Source organism: Pedobacter sp. CFBP9032 (genome assembly GCF_034045265.1).
In the GTDB taxonomy this organism is placed as follows: Bacteria; Bacteroidota; Bacteroidia; order Sphingobacteriales; family Sphingobacteriaceae; genus Pedobacter.
In genome coordinates, this window is record NZ_JAXCWE010000006.1 from 237,723 (window position 1) to 253,880 (window position 16,158).

Genomic DNA, 16,158 nt, shown 5'->3' on the forward strand with positions numbered 1-16,158 from the left:
CTATTAATTTTTTTTTCAAACGCTATAAAAAACAAACAAGACTACATAGTTGGTTTCTACATAGTCTTGCTTCAATTTTAACGAAGATAAAATCTGGAAATTACAAAAGCAAATAAATAAGCAGGATTTTTATGATTTAGAACAGACAGGATTCTGTTATGACGTTGACCTTAAAACGATAAGCCTCATCAACATGGCTGGATGTTATCTTTTTTTATAGATGCAGAAAGTATTAGATTTTATCACTGATCACTCGTCCAGGGTAACATATCAAACGTTTGACGAAATAATTCATTCACTATTTTTACTTTTGGCTAAACTAATCTAAAAAATGAAAAAACTATTTTCTATTGCCCTGCTTATTGGCTTGGGCAGTTATACGCTCTTGGCGCAGGAACTTTATATGCCCCGAAATATAAAAGCAGCTTATACAAAAGGAACGCGGGCTATGAATGGCCAGCCCGGTGCAAATTATTGGCAAAACCATGGTAAGTACAACATGGATATTAAGGTAGATGCTGAAACTAAAATAGTAAGCGGACAGGAAGAAATCTTGTACAGCAACAATAGTAACGATACATTAAAAACACTTGCCATTCGTTTTGTAAACAACTTACATAAACCAACTTCACCACGTGGCGGTTCGGTGAGCGAAGATTTTTTGTCTAGCGGACTTCATATTTCTTCCTTTGCTGTAGATGGCGAAACTTATAAAGTTGATTCGAAAAACTGGGGAACAGTTGGAAATGTAAAATTGAACAAACCTTTAAATCCTAAATCAAAAATCACAGTTAAAATCGCCTGGGATTATCCTTTATCGAAAGAAAGCGGGCGCGAAGGACAGATTGATCCCAATTCATTCTTCGTGGCCTATAGTTATCCCCGCATTTCTGTTTACGATGATTATAACGGCTGGGATCGGATTCCCCATACCGATAGAGCCGAGTTTTACAACGACTTTAATGATTATGTTTTTTCCGTAAAGGCACCTAAAAACTATGTGGTATATGCCACAGGTGATTTTTTAAATCCTGATGAAGTGCTTCAGCCAGAAATTGCTGCACGCTTAGCAAAATCATACAACACGGATGAAATTATTCATATCGCTACAGGAGAAGAACTAAAAAGTGGAAAAGTAACCGCACAGAAAGATTGGAATACCTGGAAATTTAAAGTAGATCACATTACAGATGTTACTTTTGCCTTGAGTAATCATTACGTTTGGGATGGTGGAAGCGTAATCGTTGATACAAAAACTGGCCGTAGGGCAAGTGCACAGGCGGCTTATAATCCTTCAACCGGAAAAGATTTTCTTAACTCTGTTAAATATAATATCAATGCGCTATCCTGGTTTTCAAATAATTGGCCTGGCATTCCCTACCCTTATCTAAAAACAATAGCTTTCCAGGGCTTTGCAGATATGGAATATCCGATGATGGTGAATGATTCCAACTTTGGGGATCCTGTTTTTGCTCAACTGGTTCAGGATCATGAGGTGGCGCACACCTACTTTCCTTTTTACATGGGCATTAATGAAACGCGTTATGCTTACATGGATGAAGGCTGGGCAACTACATTTGAATATTTAATCGGCATTGCCGAAAATGGCAAAAAAGCGGCAGATGACTTCTATAAAGAGTTTAGGGTAAACAAATACATCAACGATAAATCTGCAGAAGAAGATCAACCGGTGATTTCGATGTCTGATCAGGTTTCTGGCTCAGGTTATGGAAATAATTCTTACGGAAAAGCATCTCTATCTTACCTGGCATTGAAAGATATGCTGGGCGATGCGACTTTTAAAAAAGCATTGCATCATTACATGAACACCTGGAATGGTAAACATCCTATACCGTGGGATTATTTTAATTCAATGAATGCAGGCTCCGGACAAAACCTAAACTGGTTTTTTCAGAACTGGTTTTTCACCAATTATTACCTGGATTTAGCGCTAGGAAAAGTTTCCTCAGCAAAAGGTAAATCGACTATTACGATTAAAAATATCGGTGGTTTCGCCATTCCTTTTGATGTTGTGGTGACTTATGCTGATGGCAAAACCGAAACCATTCATCAAACTCCAGCCGTTTGGAAATCGAATCCAAAAGAAATAGCGGTAGCGATTAATTCAACAAGAAAAATAAAATCAATTACCTTAGATAATGGCATTTATGTAGATGCAACTCCAAAAGATAATTTTTACGAAGTAAAATAGTGCAGTTGGTGGTTTTCAGTTGGTAGTTTACGAATTGCCAACTGAAAACTGTTAAACTGAAAACTGCTAACCGTTCTCTGCTTTAAAAACTGGTTCGTGTTTAATTGGAAAATTGAGTGAATTGGCAATGAAGCACATTTTATTCGCTTCTATATGTAATGATTCTGCCAGTTCGACGTGTGCTTTATCGGCGATAAGAATCTGAGGATGCAACGTAACCTCTTTAAATTTCCCACTGCCATCGGCTAATTCTTCCATCGTACCTTCAGCCTCATCTTTATACTCAATAACTATAATTTCATTTTTAGAACACAAATGCAGGTACCAAAGCATGTGGCAACTCGAAATGGAAGACAAAAGCAAATCCTCTGGATTATATTTAGATTTATCACCCAAGAAGGCAGAATCTGATGAACCTAAAATATCGGCTTTTCCATCTACCGCAATTACATAATCGCGATCGTAAGAGCGATAATCCATTGTTCCCGAGCCCTTATTGCCCGTCCAGGTTATTGTTGTTGAATATAAATGATCTTTCGGCATGATATAATTTAGTTAGATTTCGTAATCCAATTTAGGAAAATAAGATTGAATTGAAAGACTTTTCAAGAGGTATCTACTCATTTAAAAGGTTTATAGCCAGATCGCACATTTATATCTATTTAGTTTAGTATATTAATAACAAGACTCAATAATTTTCATAAAGGCCAATTACAGGAGAAAAAGAAATAGTGTACATTTGATTAATGCCTGATCTGGAGAAAACATATTTGTTTAGAATGATTCACATTGAGAATCTTCCCCATATTCTTCAGAATGGCATTACTCATCATACATCAGCTAAAGCACACCCTAACTATAAACCAATTGGCGATTCAAGCCTCATTTCTACGCGAGGATCTTTTCTACTAAATAATGGTAAGAGATTAGGCCAGTACATTCCTTTCTATTTTAGCATCAGAACGCCAATGCTATATGTGATACAGCATGGATTTAATATGGTTGAGCCTACTCCAGCTGAGAATATTGTTTACTGTGTTACTTCTTTAAGCAAAATTATTGAACTAAATTTGGATTTTGTTTTCACCGACGGCCATGCTATGGACAAATTTAGTGCTCAATTTTCAATAAAAGACATTGAAAATATTGATCAAATTATAGACAAGTCTGCCATCAATGCTAAATATTGGAAAGATGAAAATGATCTCGATGTAAAGAGAAGAAAAGAAGCCGAATTCTTAGTTTTGGGTGATATAGCTGTTAGTGCGATTTTGGGCTTCTTAGTATACAATGAAAATGCGAAGATCAAATTATTAGATTTTGGTGTGGATGAAAGAAGTGTTCATATTAGAACAGATTTTTATTTTTAAAATGATACAATATAAAACTGGCAATTTATTAGATAGCAAAGCAGAAGCTTTAGTTAATACCGTTAATACCGTGGGTGTTATGGGTAAAGGAATTGCTTTGCAATTTAAAAATATCTTCCCCAACAATTTTAAAATATATCGTGAGGCATGCAAGAATAAGAATTTAAAGACCGGCCAACTTTTAGTTACTGATGAAGAGTCGCTACTGACAGGAAAAAAAATAATAATCAATTTCCCGACTAAGACCACCTGGCGTCTTCCATCTGAATATGAATATATTGAAGAGGGCTTAATAGATCTAGTTAAAATCATAAAAAACAAAGATATAAAGTCTATCGCGATACCGCCCTTAGGCGCTGGAAATGGAGGCTTGGATTGGAATAAAGTTAAACAACAATTAGAAAAACATCTGAGTAATATAGATTGTGACATTCATATTTATGAACCAAGTTCTGCTATACAAGAGATACTCAAAAAAGAAAGGGTTAAATTAACGCCAGCTAGAGCAATGCTTTTAGCCGTTTTATATGAAATGGTAAGAAACGGAGAATTTGTAACAGAGTTTTCTTCAGAAAAAATAGCTTACTTTCTTCAACGTTTTGGAGGAATAAACGCATTTAATCTTGAATTTAAGCCAAATTTTTATGGTCCCTACTCTGGAAAGGTGAAGCATGTACTTTATTATCTAAATGGCAGTTATATCATGGGATATAGTGCGAAGGACAAAAAACCATTTGAAGAATTAGCCCTGATTTCAGATGCAGAATTTGAGGTAGAAAAATTTCTAAATCAACCAGAAAATATAATATTTAAAACAGTAGTTGAAAAAGTTAAAAACTTTTTAACAGGATTTTATTCACCGTTTGGATTGGAATTACTTTCGACTATTGATTTTATTATTAATGAGAAACAAGCGGATACAAATGAAAAAGTTATCGATGAGTTAAATAAATGGAGCGATAGAAAAAAAACCATGTTTACCAATCCGAAATTTGTTCAAATTGCTATTGAAAACATTAAGTCTCATCTTAATCAATAATAGCTTTCAAAAACTGCATTTGAAAACTACTATTGATTAGTTATTTGACGGTAGGTTTTTTTATTACCTCTTAGCTCTAAATTATAACTCCCGCCAACTTCTCCGCCAACACTTCAGAAATCTTTCGGTAAGAATCGAACGTCCAGCCGCCAACATGAGGGGTAAGGATGACCTGATCATTATTCTTTAAATCATTGTACCAGGCTTGTTCGGCTAAAGCCGGAAATTTTTCGGTTTGCAGAACATCTAAACCAGCACCTAATATTTTACCGGATTTAATGGCATTCAAAACCGCTTGAATACATACAATCTCCCCTCTTGCGGTATTGATAAAGAAAATTGGCTTTTTAAAGTGAAAGAAATATTCATCATCTACCATCAATTTTGTTTCTGCAGTTAAAGGAATGTGCAAACTCAACACATCACTATGTTTTACAATTTCTTCCATGCTTACTTCGCGCGCAAAAGCATCACTGAAACCTGTTTTATATTTATCATAAGCCATTACATCAACCTCAAAGCCTGCAAGTTTTTTAGCAAAACTTTGCCCCATAAAACCGTAGCCAATAATCCCTACTTTTTTACCTTTTAATTCATAACCCCGGTTTCCCTCACGATCCCAAACTCCATTTCTAATTTCCTGATCTGCCCTTCTAAAGTTGTTCATCAGAGATAATAATAATCCAGTGGCATGTTCTCCAACGGCATCACAATTCCCTTCAGGTGCATTCATCAGTTCGATGTTTCTTTCAAAGGCAATTTTATCATCTATATTATCTAATCCAGCACCCGCCCTGGCTACAAACTTCAAATTTGGAGCTGCAGCAAAAATTTCAGCATCAATTCTAAATTTTGTCCGCACAGCGATCCCAACATAATCTTTAATTTTTTCAAGCGTTTGCTGACGGGTAATCTGAGGTTCATCATCAACCACATAACCCATTTCAATAGCTCGTTCCTTGAAAACCGGATGTAAATCGTCAACAATTAGTATCTTTTTCATTTGTAAATTTATTTTCGAACCTTTTAAATTCAAACAAAAGTAACATTTTCTATAAGGCTTCTAACCTCAAAAAAGACCTTATTTATTTAAACCTTTCCGCATTAAAAAGGCTCACAAAAATATTACGCTAAAACGGCTGTAATAAAATAGTTACGCCTCTCTAATTAAACTAAGTTGCTGTTACTTTGTCTCCCTTTACAAAACACACACAAATTTTAATTTTTAATGAGACTTTTACAATCGCGAACGATACCCATAATCCTCCTACTTTTAAGTTTAACCTTTAATCTTTTCGCCCAAACAGGTAACAAAGCGAAAATAACGGGCACGCTAAAAGATGCTAAAACACAAGAAACCATTCCATTTGCAACCGCAGTATTAATTGATAAAGCCACTGCCAAGAATGTAAAAATAGCACAAACAGATCTTAACGGCGCGTTTGTGATGGCCGATTTACCTAAAGGGAACTTCACCTTCAAAATTAGTTTTGTTGGTTACCAAACCATGGTAAGAGATAACATTGCCATTACCGCGGCAACCGGAACGCTAAACTTTGGCGATATTAAAATGAATGCGGCTAAAGGAAATATTTTAAGCGAAGTAACCGTGACCGGCCAAAAGCAAGGCATGCAGATGGGGATTGATAAAAAAATATTTTCTGTAGATCAAAGTGTGATTAGTGAAGGTGGTTCCGCAACAGATTTATTGCAAAATGTACCTTCTGTTTCTACTGATATGGATGGTAACGTGAGTTTACGTGGTTCATCAGGGGTAAGGGTTTTAATTGATGGCAAACCGTCGTTAATTGCAGGAGGAAACGTAGCGCAAATTTTAGCCTCTATCCCGGCAAGTTCAATCGAAAGTGTAGAGGTAATCACCAACCCATCCGCTAAATATGATGCGGAAGGCCAATCTGGAATTATCAATATTGTATTAAAGAAAAATACCAAACTGGGCTTCAATGGATCAGCTGCAATAACTGCTGGTAACCGCGACAATTACAATGCAAATACTAATCTAAGTTTTCAAAACAGTAAAGTGAATCTTTACGGAAATTATAGCTACCGTTACGGAAACCGGATTGGTGGAGGTTTTCAGAATATTACCTATAAAGGTGACTCTGCAAGGACTGCCTTTGCAAATCAGGCAACCCGCTCAACTTCTTTAGAGAAAGGGCATAACGCTAAAGCTGGTTTAGATTATTATTTGTCTCCTAAAAGCATAATCAGTTTATCGGGTGGTTTCAATTCAAGGGAAAATGAGCGAAATGAATTACTAGATATCAGACAATTGAACCGTGCGCAAACGCCGCGTTCATTGAGCAACAGAACAAATACTAACGATAGTTACGGAAGTAGTTATGATTTGAACCTGGATTATGTGCAGAAGTTTAATAAACCGAAAGAAGAATTAACCTTCAATTTTGGTTATTCGGATGGAGACAATAATAATGATCAAAATTACAGTACCACTACAACCAATAGGAACAACACCCCTATAAACGAAAACCTGAGTACTGTACGTGTGTTTAACCAAGGTACTAATTCAAATTATAACATTCAGGCCGATTATAGCCTTCCGGTTGGTAAAGCAGGAAAAGTAGAGGCCGGATATCGCAGCCAGATTCGTTTAGGGGATAACAACCAATATGCAGATTCTGTGTTAACAAGCACCAACGTGGTTGTGGAAAACAATAAGTTGATTAATAATTTTAACAGTAAAGACCAAGTTCATGCGCTTTACCTGAACTATCAAAATCAAATTAAAGATTTCGGCTATCAGCTGGGTTTAAGAGCGGAAGATGCGCGTTTAGATACGCATTTAGATGGCTACACCAACAATGTATTAACTTCCAGCGAAGGAAATATCCACTACAAAAGATTATATCCAAGTGTGTTTTTAACACAGAAGCTAAAAGGTGATAACCAGGTTCAGCTAAGTTATACGCGACGTGTAAACCGTCCGCGTCCATGGGATACCAATCCATTCCTGGATGTATCAGATCCATTTAACTACAGAGGTGGTAATCCGAATTTATTGCCAGAGGATGTACACTCCTTTGAATTGGGTTATAGCAAATACTGGAAAAAAGTTACCTTAACTTCCAGTCTTTATTTCCGTCAAACCAATGATGTGATTCAAAGAGTAAGAAGCTCACCAGTTAATGGAATCATCACCACAACACCTCAAAATTTAACACGCCAGATTAATAGCGGTTTGGAGTTAATTGGCCGTTTTGATTTGGTAAAGGCATTAAACTTTACCACCAACGTTAACCTTTACCAGGCCAAGTTTGATGGAGATGAAAGATTCAATATTCCAAACAGCAGTGGTTTTAGCTGGAACGCAAATTTAACTGCAAACTTAACTGTGGTTAAAAACTTATCGGTTCAAGTTCGTGGCGATTACCGGGCTTCAGAAGTAATGGCGCAAGGTAAACGCAATGCGATGTATGGAATTGATGGAGGCGCGAAATACGACTTCCCAAACAAAAAAGCTTCATTAAGTTTCAATGTGAGGGATGTATTTAACACCAGGAGATGGAGCATGACCACCGAAGACGATTTTACAATTGTAGATTTTCAACGCCAGATGCAGGGAACCATGGGTAATTTAACATTCTCTTACCGCTTCGGAAAAACCACTTTTAGCAACGTAAAGAAACAGAAAAAAGACGATCAGCAGGAAAATCGACCTGATGAAGGATCATTCTAATAAAGCAAGGCGTTTCGAATATCGAAACGCCTTTTTTGTTTAATTACATTTGTGAAAATGATATTTATTATCTTGCGCAATGGAAGATCAAAACCCCTGGACAACGTTAGCAAGCGAAGTTAAATACGATAACAATTGGATTCGGGTCACCGAACATCAAGTCATTAATCCATCTGGCGGTACCGGGATTTATGGAGAAGTTCATTTTAAAAACTTTGCTATTGGCATTTTACCATTGGATGAGGAACAAAACACCTGGCTGGTTGGACAGTATCGTTTCCCGCTGAAAGCATATAGCTGGGAAATTCCGGAAGGCGGCGGACCGTTTCATGAAGATCCACTTGAAAGTGCCAGAAGAGAACTGGTAGAAGAAACCGGCTTGAGCGCTAAAAACTGGAAAGAAATTCAACGCATGCACCTTTCCAATTCGGTGAGCGATGAATTAAATATTATTTATTTAGCAACAGACCTGATTCAAGGTATCGCAATGCCCGAAGAAACAGAACAACTCCTGGTTAAAAAACTTCCTTTTGAAGTGGTTTACCAAATGGTGCTAAGTGGCGAGATTACCGATTCAGTAAGTGTGGCTGCCATTATGAAAGTAAAACTGATGATTTTAAACGGTGAAATCTAATGATTACCTTTGCCGCATTAATTTTTTAATCAAATGAGCAAGCTTCTCGGATATATTTTAAGCCCTGTTTTTTATTTTTTCTTTGCCTTAACCTTGTGTATTTTCCACCCTATTCAATGGGTTTGCTATAAGTTTTTCGGCTACAAAGCACATAAGGTCTCGGTTGATATCTTGAATTTCTTTCTCACTTATTGCCAGGTATTTCTGTTCAATTCGGTCACTTTTAAAAACGAATTTAATCTCCCTACAGATCGACCTATTATCTTCGCTGCGAATCACCAGAGCATGTATGATATCCCCTCTTTAATCTGGTTCTTAAGAAAGTACAGTGCGAAGTTTATTTCGAAAATAGAGCTTACTAAAGGCATTCCATCCATTTCCATAAACCTGAGATTAGGCGGCGGCGCGAACATCAATAGAAAAGACAATAAACAGGCGATTTCTGAAATCATTAAGCTTGGCCGCAGGATGAAAGAAAACAACTGGAGTACCGTTATTTTTCCGGAGGGTACCAGGGCAAAAGATGGAAAGGTTAAAACCTTCCAATTCGGCGGAATTGCTACAATATTGAAGGCCGTGCCAAATGCACTGATTGTACCTATAGCAATTGAAAATTCATGGAAAATTGTTCGTTTTGGCATGTTCCCACTCACCACTGGCCATGCCTTAAAATGGACCGTATTAAAACCTATAGAGCCTGGCGATAAAACCGCTAACGAAATTACCCTGACAGTAGAAACGGAAATTAGGCAAGTGCTGGGGCAATAGAAGTATCAAGATTAAAGTATCAGGTAGAAAGACTTGAGTAGTAAGATCTAAATAGTCAGGTATCAAGATTAAAGTATCAAGTATCAAGACTTGAGTATTAAAATCTGAATATCAGGTATCAAGACCTGTTTTGACTCCAGGCTTTGGACTTGATAATTGATACTCACGACTATGGACTAATGACTCCAGACTAAATATTCTTATTTCCAATTACTTTGAAAAACTCATCGCGATAAGTATCTCCAACAGGAATAATTTTTTGATTAATGGTAATTCTGCTGCGTTCGATACTTTCAATTTTATCTACAGCTACAATGTAAGATTTGTGCACCCTGATAAACTGACTTTGGGGCAAAGCTTCTTCCATTTTCTTCATACTTTGAAGGGTAATTACGCGCTCAGTTTTTGTGAAAATAGAAATATAATCTTTTAATCCTTCGATAAAAAGAATATCATGTAAATAGATTTTTTGAATTTTGTGCTCTGTTTTCACGAAAATATAATCCTGTACCGGATTTGCAGGAGCCGAAAATGGTGCGGGTGTAAGGATAGGCTGGGCAACACTTGCAGGCACTTCAACCGGTTTAAACTGATTATGAACTTTTTCTACAGCTTTATAAAAACGATCGAAAGCAATTGGCTTCAGAAGATAATCAGAAACGTTAAGGTCGTAACTTTCTAAAGCATATTGTGGGTAAGCGGTGGTTAAGATATAATGGCACTTATTACCGGCGATTTTTAAAAACTGAATCCCTGTTAACTCAGGCATTTGAATATCCAGAAAAACCAGATCAATGCCCCCAGCCTGAACAATTTGCAAAGCTTCTATTGGGTTTTCGCACCTTTTAACAAAGTTTAAAAAAGGTACTTTAGAAATATAATCTTGCAGAATATCGAGCGCTAAAGGCTCATCATCAACAACAATACAGTTTAAGTTCATTATAGGTTTATCGTTTTAATCAATAATTTTAATAAAATCCGCTGGTGTTTGGTTCCCGGATTAAATATCAATCATCAGTTCGCTGGTGTAATGAGTAGCCGAATTTACAACATTTAATTTATATCTGTCTGGATAAACCAATTGTAATCTTCTTTCTACATTGGTTAAACCCACTCCACCCTGCGCATCTTTATTTTGGTTATTTTTCTTATTAATTACACTGAAGTGGAGTATTTTCTGGTTAGCAATAATATTGATTTTAACCGGATGCTCCGGATCATTAACCACACCATGTTTGAAAGCATTTTCCACGAAAGAGATCAACATTAACGGAACAATCTTCTGATCATCAATTTCGCCGTTTAAAGTAAGTTCAATAAAGGCACCATCCTTAAATCTGATTTTCTGTAACTCAATATAATTGGTGAGATAATCAACTTCCTTACTCAAAGCCACTGTTGGCGTATTGCTTTCGTAAATCATATAGCGCATAATTTCTGATAGCTTCATAATGGCATCGGCAGTTTTATCTGATTTTTGATAAGCCAGTGAATAAATATTATTTAAGGAATTGAAAAGGAAGTGCGGATTTAACTGAGATTTTAAAAATTGAAGTTCCATCTCCCGGCGTTCGCTTTCCAGATTGCGCTGAATGCGTTCATTGGCAAACCAATCGGCTGCAATCTTGATCAGGCAACTGGAAACCAGGAAAAAACCACATAGAAATAATTGTGCAAAGAAATATTGGTCAGCAGTAATTGGCTTTCGCTTGCCTTCCATCAGGTACTCCATCATTTCCTTTGGATTTAACACTGCAATTGCAGTTTTGATAAACGCCGTTACGCCGAGAAGGATAATGAAAAGGAAGATATAAAGAAAGTATTTCTTCTTCTTTTTAATAAACTGTGGAATGAGAATCAGGTAGTTAATGTAAAAAAGCGAAACGTTAATGATTCCAAATAACACCAGCGACAATAGAAAGTGCTTTAAATTTTTTGTGTCAGAATCAAAAAAGATGCTTAAGAAAATGATAATTAATATAACTGCCCAGTACAATGCGTGCAATATAATAGGGCCTTTGCTTTTCGTCATTATTTTTCGCTTATCGCAAATCGTATTTATCCTTCGATTTGTGCATCCAAAGTAAATAAACTTTCCTTTTTAACCCAACAGAATCTACCAACTGGCTTTTTTTTTCTACGAACGGCCCAAACGCCAAAATTTATCGACCAACGCCGAAATTACCCGTTGATCTAGAATCTTGAACACTTGGTATAATAGATTTTAGCAGCTTGCTTTTCTTCAGTTTCTTTGAATCATCAAAACAAAACAACCATGAAAAATTCATCAGCAATCAACTACACAAATCAAACAGTAATTACTGATGAAGCTTTCACAACCGCTCAATTTAAATTAAACGTGATGAAAAAATTAGCTAACACCTCGCCATTCTTACTTTTATTATTACCAGTTTTTATGATGATTATATTAACGCTTACCATTAATACCAATCAAAATGATACTGAGATTGTGGTAAAACCAGCTAAAACTTCTAATGCTATTGTGAAACAAGCTACCGCTATTTTTAAGTAGGATAATGAGTAGTTTCGCCATAGAAACCGTAGGATTGAATTTTAATTTTGGTCAGCAAGCCATTGTTAAAGATCTTTCTCTACAAGTTCCAAAAGGAAGTATATATGGTTTTCTTGGTCCGAATGGAGCGGGAAAAACCACGACTATAAAAATTCTGCTAAACTTGCTAAAGGCTCCTGCAGACCAGGTCTTCATCTTTGGAAAAGAAATTAACAGCAACCGAATTGCCATTCTTAAGCGGATCGGTTCCTTGGTAGAGCAACCTGCAATTTATGGCCACTTGAGTGGAAAGGAAAACCTGATTAACCGTTGTTTGCTATTAGGCATCAAAAAAAGCAAAGCGGATGAAATGTTAGCCTTAGTTGGTTTAACTGATGCTGCAGATAAAAAATCAAGCAAATATTCCCTTGGAATGAAACAACGCCTCGGGATTGCACTGGCTTTAGTTTCAGACCCAGAGTTGCTTCTTCTAGATGAACCGACCAATGGTTTAGATCCAAATGGCATCATCGAGATTAGAAACCTGATGATCGAACTCACCACCAAATACCATAAAACAATTTTAGTATCGAGTCATCTTTTGGCCGAGATAGAAAGGACTGCTACGCATGTTGGCATTATCAACAAAGGCCAATTGCTTTTTCAGGGAACCATACAAGAACTTCAGCTGCTGAACAAACCTTTGCTAGAAATTGAAGTAAACAATATAGCAGAAGCTTCAATATTGATCGAAGAAAAAGGATATGAAATCCTCACTAAAACGGATTCAAAAGTTAGTATTCCGTTCGTCTCCTCAAAGGAAAGCGGACTGATTAATACTTTCCTTATTCAAAATGGCTTTACTGTAACCAGCCTTTCACAACAGCGAAAAGATCTCGAAAACCTTTTTCTTGATATTACCAAAACAAACTAAAATGCGCTCTTTAACGATCTCCATCTATTCAGAATTTTATAAGTCAAGAAAAACACTCGCGTTCTGGGCATCTATCCTCTTACCACTTATTATTTGTGGGTTGATCACCTTTGGTTTTTACAGCAGTTCAGAAAAAATTTTAAACCTGCATCAATCCCCTATGATTCTCTGGCTCCGCTATAGCAGTGCGGCACTCAACGTAATGGGCATTTTAATTTTGCCTTTTTACGTGATTTTTATGGCTTTTTCGGTAAATAATATTGAACATAAAAATGACACCTGGAAATCGCTTTTTGCACAGCCACTGAACAAGTTCTCTATTTATGCCGCCAAATACATTTATGCGGTTATGCTCATCTTCCTATCATTACTACTATTTGGCAGCCTTACTTTTGCATTTGGGCATCTATTACACTTTTTAGTGCCGGAGTACAGTTTTAATCAGTATGATCCTTCAGTAATATTAATTAAATTTTACACTAAACTTTTCCTATCCTCACTGGGCATTTTATCTATTCAATTTCTATTAAGTTTGCTTTGGGGAGATTTTCTAAAACCAATGGGGATTGGCTTTATAGGCACCATTATGGGAATCATTACTTCAAATGTGGGATGGAAATATGCCTACCTCATCCCGTATAGTCATCCTACTTTAGTTTTACACAGCAGTAAATCAGCTACAGATCCTTCTACTTTTGCCATCTTTACACAAGAAATAACGACCAGTTTAACTTATGCTGCCGTACTTTTTATCTTAGGCTATTTTATCGTGATTAAGAAAAGTATCAAATAGTAATCATATTATTCTAAACCAATATTTCTGAATACCTAGCCACCTGCAAGAAAACGTGTAAAAATATCATGGTAAATCAATAAGCAAAGCGATAAAACGTATTTTTAAGCTAAATCAAACCAACTTAAAAATATGATCAAAAGATTTACAACTACGACGGCAATCGCTGTTGGGCTTTGCTTTTCGGGATTTGCTCAAGATACCCCTGATGCAGCAATAGTGCAAAAAATAAGAAAAGAAGGCCTGGAAAATTCTAAAGCAATGGACATTGCGTTTAATCTGACAGATGTAGCGGGTCCTCGCCTCTCCAACTCACCAGGTCTGAGAAAAGCACAGGATTGGGCAATTAAACAATTAAGTGATTGGGGATTGAAAAACGCACACCTGGAAGCCTGGGGCACTTTCGGAAAAGGATGGCAGATAGATAAATATTATGCAGCCACAACTCTTCCTTTCTATCATGCCATTATTGCTTCTCCAAAAGCATGGACCCCCGGCACCAATGGCCCAATAAAATCTGAAGTAATTTTAATTAAAGCCGATAGCGTTACGGATCTGGCAAAATACAAAGGAAAATTAGCGGGTAAAATTGTGATGATGGATCGTGGAACCGCCTTAACCAGTGGAACAAAAGCAGATTTTTCGAGATATGCAGATAGTACACTGGCACAGATGGCAGCGGCAACTCCAACTGCAAACGCCGGAAGACAACGCCCGACTGGTGGACCAATGGCAGATCGGATGGCGCAGATGATGAAATTACGCCAGGCCCAGGCCGCTATCAGTGCAGCACTTTTAGAAGAAAAAGTTGGCTTGATCTTAACCTATGCCCGTGGCGGACAAGGAACATTTTTTACCAGCAACGGCGCATCTTACGCATTAGATGCAAAGCCCGTTTCGCCTGAACTGGAAGTTGCTGCTGAAGATTACCTGCATATTTTACGCTTATTACGTGCAGGCAAACCAGTAGAAGTAGAAACCGACATTAAAACTTCTTTCTATGATCAGGATCCTCAGGGTTATAATGTAATTGCAGAGATTCCCGGAACCGATAAAAAATTAAAAGAAGAAGTGGTAATGATTGGCGGTCACTTCGATTCGTGGCATGCCGCTACCGGTGCTACAGATAATGCAGCGGGCTCTGCCGTAATGATGGAAGCCATGCGCATTTTAAAAGCGATAGATTTTAAACCAAAACGCACCATTAGAATTGCACTCTGGAGCTCAGAAGAGCAGGGTTTATTCGGATCCAGAGGTTATGTTGCAAAACATTATGGAGATCCTAAAACGATGGTATTAACACCAGATCAAAAGAAAATTTCTGCTTATTATAATTTGGATAATGGAACGGGTAAAATCCGCGGAATTTATTTGCAGGGAAATGAGGCAGCAGGCCCGATTTTTAAAAGTTGGCTAACGCCTTTTAATGATTTAGGTGCTACAACTGTAACGGTTAGTAACACTGGTGGCACTGACCACCAGGCGTTCGATGCCGTAGGCATTCCAGGTTTCCAGTTTATACAAGATCCGGCAGATTACAACACGAGAACTCACCATAGCAATATGGATACTTATGATCGTTTATTAGAAGATGATTTGAAGCAATCGGCAACTATTATTGCTTCTTTTGTTTATCAAACTTCACAGCGCGATGCACAAATCCCTAGAAAAGAATTACCTGTTCTGCAATCGGCAAGACCTTAATGAAGAAATAATACCTAAATACAAAAGCCTGCTTTTTTGATAACTTATTATCAAAAGCAGGCTTTGTTGTTTAGAGAGAGAGGTGCGTTAAAAGGGAGAGCGTTATTCCTTATTAAAAGGACAAAATTCTTTGTTCGAAGGCCCATACAATGAGCTGATAAGAATTGCGTAAATCGAGCTTTCTTACCATATTTCTTCTATGTGTATTTACAGTATGCTCACTAATAAAGAGCATATCGCCAATTTCTTTGCTATTGTAACCATTGGATAAAAGACGCACAATTTCTACTTCACGATCAGTTATTAAACCTGTATTTTCCTGAACTGAAATATTATTGATCATATCGGCTTTTATTGTTTGGTTAATTTCTATAATTCAAATGTATGATGACCTACCGATTTATGAGTAGCGCAAATTACCCTAAATAAAAAGGTGTTTTTACGGTATTGAAAATCCAAATCCCTATTGCCTGT

General features: G+C 37.0%; 15 protein-coding genes. 10 read left to right on the forward strand and 5 right to left on the reverse strand.

From position 1 onward, the window contains the following. The first annotated feature begins 331 nt into the window (after window positions 1–331). Window positions 332–2,212, forward strand: a complete 1,881-nt coding sequence (locus SOM16_RS13560) for a M1 family metallopeptidase (protein ID WP_320464535.1) — start codon at window positions 332–334, stop codon at window positions 2,210–2,212. 66 nt (window positions 2,213–2,278) lie between these two features. Here SOM16_RS13560 and SOM16_RS13565 read toward each other — a convergent pair whose 3' ends face one another. Then, window positions 2,279–2,755, reverse strand: coding sequence for an OsmC family protein (locus tag SOM16_RS13565; protein ID WP_320464536.1), 477 nt, complete (start codon window positions 2,753–2,755; stop codon window positions 2,279–2,281). Window positions 2,756–2,958: 203 nt separating this feature from the next. Between SOM16_RS13565 and darT the strand changes: the two genes are divergently transcribed. After that, on the forward strand, window positions 2,959–3,582 hold the full coding sequence (gene darT, locus SOM16_RS13570) for a type II toxin-antitoxin system toxin DNA ADP-ribosyl transferase DarT (RefSeq protein WP_320464537.1): 624 nt from the start codon (window positions 2,959–2,961) through the stop codon (window positions 3,580–3,582). Between the two features lies 1 nt (window position 3,583). Further along, window positions 3,584–4,621 carry a type II toxin-antitoxin system antitoxin DNA ADP-ribosyl glycohydrolase DarG gene (gene darG / locus SOM16_RS13575; RefSeq protein ID WP_320464538.1) on the forward strand — a complete coding sequence of 346 codons (1,038 nt, stop codon included), beginning with the start codon at window positions 3,584–3,586 and terminating at the stop codon, window positions 4,619–4,621. 76 nt (window positions 4,622–4,697) lie between these two features. Here darG and SOM16_RS13580 read toward each other — a convergent pair whose 3' ends face one another. Further along, window positions 4,698–5,624, reverse strand: a complete 927-nt coding sequence (locus SOM16_RS13580; protein WP_320464539.1) for an NAD(P)-dependent oxidoreductase — start codon at window positions 5,622–5,624, stop codon at window positions 4,698–4,700. A gap of 225 nt (window positions 5,625–5,849) precedes the next feature. On the opposite strand from SOM16_RS13580, the gene SOM16_RS13585 reads away from it, so the two are divergent. From SOM16_RS13585 to SOM16_RS13595, 3 genes are all read left to right on the forward strand, one after another. Beyond that, on the forward strand, window positions 5,850–8,339 hold the full coding sequence (locus SOM16_RS13585; RefSeq protein ID WP_320464540.1) for a TonB-dependent receptor domain-containing protein: 2,490 nt from the start codon (window positions 5,850–5,852) through the stop codon (window positions 8,337–8,339). A gap of 79 nt (window positions 8,340–8,418) precedes the next feature. Then, entirely contained in the window at window positions 8,419–8,973 is a 555-nt protein-coding gene (locus SOM16_RS13590) for an NUDIX hydrolase (RefSeq protein ID WP_320464541.1), read from the forward strand. A gap of 33 nt (window positions 8,974–9,006) precedes the next feature. Then, entirely contained in the window at window positions 9,007–9,741 is a 735-nt protein-coding gene (locus tag SOM16_RS13595) for a lysophospholipid acyltransferase family protein (protein WP_320464542.1), read from the forward strand. A 190-nt stretch (window positions 9,742–9,931) separates the two neighbouring features. On the opposite strand, the gene SOM16_RS13600 is transcribed toward SOM16_RS13595, so the two are convergent. After that, window positions 9,932–10,681 carry a LytTR family DNA-binding domain-containing protein gene (locus SOM16_RS13600; protein WP_320464543.1) on the reverse strand — a complete coding sequence of 250 codons (750 nt, stop codon included), beginning with the start codon at window positions 10,679–10,681 and terminating at the stop codon, window positions 9,932–9,934. 60 nt (window positions 10,682–10,741) lie between these two features. Further along, window positions 10,742–11,773, reverse strand: coding sequence for a sensor histidine kinase (locus SOM16_RS13605; protein WP_320464544.1), 1,032 nt, complete (start codon window positions 11,771–11,773; stop codon window positions 10,742–10,744). A gap of 243 nt (window positions 11,774–12,016) precedes the next feature. Between SOM16_RS13605 and SOM16_RS13610 the strand changes: the two genes are divergently transcribed. From SOM16_RS13610 to SOM16_RS13625, 4 genes are all read left to right on the forward strand, one after another. Continuing rightward, window positions 12,017–12,274 (forward strand): hypothetical protein, encoded by a 258-nt coding sequence (locus SOM16_RS13610; RefSeq protein WP_320464545.1) that lies wholly within the window; start codon window positions 12,017–12,019, stop codon window positions 12,272–12,274. Between the two features lie 4 nt (window positions 12,275–12,278). Continuing rightward, the gene (locus SOM16_RS13615) at window positions 12,279–13,187 is read left to right on the forward strand and encodes an ABC transporter ATP-binding protein (protein ID WP_320464546.1); all 909 of its coding nucleotides are present in this window, start codon (window positions 12,279–12,281) and stop codon (window positions 13,185–13,187) included. A 1-nt stretch (window position 13,188) separates the two neighbouring features. Next, window positions 13,189–13,980, forward strand: coding sequence for an ABC transporter permease (locus SOM16_RS13620; RefSeq protein ID WP_320464547.1), 792 nt, complete (start codon window positions 13,189–13,191; stop codon window positions 13,978–13,980). 132 nt (window positions 13,981–14,112) lie between these two features. Further along, window positions 14,113–15,684: a M28 family metallopeptidase gene (locus SOM16_RS13625; protein WP_320464548.1), complete on the forward strand. Its 1,572-nt coding sequence runs from the start codon at window positions 14,113–14,115 to the stop codon at window positions 15,682–15,684. 112 nt (window positions 15,685–15,796) lie between these two features. Here SOM16_RS13625 and SOM16_RS13630 read toward each other — a convergent pair whose 3' ends face one another. Further along, complete coding sequence (locus tag SOM16_RS13630) at window positions 15,797–16,027, reverse strand: response regulator transcription factor (protein ID WP_320464549.1); 231 nt, start codon at window positions 16,025–16,027, stop codon at window positions 15,797–15,799. Window positions 16,028–16,158: the final 131 nt, after the last annotated feature.

Coding starts and splice junctions, on each gene's coding strand:
- SOM16_RS13560 (WP_320464535.1), top strand. CDS start 332: ATGAAAAAACTATTTTCTATTGCCCTGCTTATTGGCTTGGGCAGTTAT.
- SOM16_RS13565 (WP_320464536.1), bottom strand. CDS start 2,755: ATGCCGAAAGATCATTTATATTCAACAACAATAACCTGGACGGGCAAT.
- darT (WP_320464537.1), top strand. CDS start 2,959: ATGCCTGATCTGGAGAAAACATATTTGTTTAGAATGATTCACATTGAG.
- darG (WP_320464538.1), top strand. CDS start 3,584: ATGATACAATATAAAACTGGCAATTTATTAGATAGCAAAGCAGAAGCT.
- SOM16_RS13580 (WP_320464539.1), bottom strand. CDS start 5,624: ATGAAAAAGATACTAATTGTTGACGATTTACATCCGGTTTTCAAGGAA.
- SOM16_RS13585 (WP_320464540.1), top strand. CDS start 5,850: ATGAGACTTTTACAATCGCGAACGATACCCATAATCCTCCTACTTTTA.
- SOM16_RS13590 (WP_320464541.1), top strand. CDS start 8,419: ATGGAAGATCAAAACCCCTGGACAACGTTAGCAAGCGAAGTTAAATAC.
- SOM16_RS13595 (WP_320464542.1), top strand. CDS start 9,007: ATGAGCAAGCTTCTCGGATATATTTTAAGCCCTGTTTTTTATTTTTTC.
- SOM16_RS13600 (WP_320464543.1), bottom strand. CDS start 10,681: ATGAACTTAAACTGTATTGTTGTTGATGATGAGCCTTTAGCGCTCGAT.
- SOM16_RS13605 (WP_320464544.1), bottom strand. CDS start 11,773: ATGACGAAAAGCAAAGGCCCTATTATATTGCACGCATTGTACTGGGCA.
- SOM16_RS13610 (WP_320464545.1), top strand. CDS start 12,017: ATGAAAAATTCATCAGCAATCAACTACACAAATCAAACAGTAATTACT.
- SOM16_RS13615 (WP_320464546.1), top strand. CDS start 12,279: ATGAGTAGTTTCGCCATAGAAACCGTAGGATTGAATTTTAATTTTGGT.
- SOM16_RS13620 (WP_320464547.1), top strand. CDS start 13,189: ATGCGCTCTTTAACGATCTCCATCTATTCAGAATTTTATAAGTCAAGA.
- SOM16_RS13625 (WP_320464548.1), top strand. CDS start 14,113: ATGATCAAAAGATTTACAACTACGACGGCAATCGCTGTTGGGCTTTGC.
- SOM16_RS13630 (WP_320464549.1), bottom strand. CDS start 16,027: ATGATCAATAATATTTCAGTTCAGGAAAATACAGGTTTAATAACTGAT.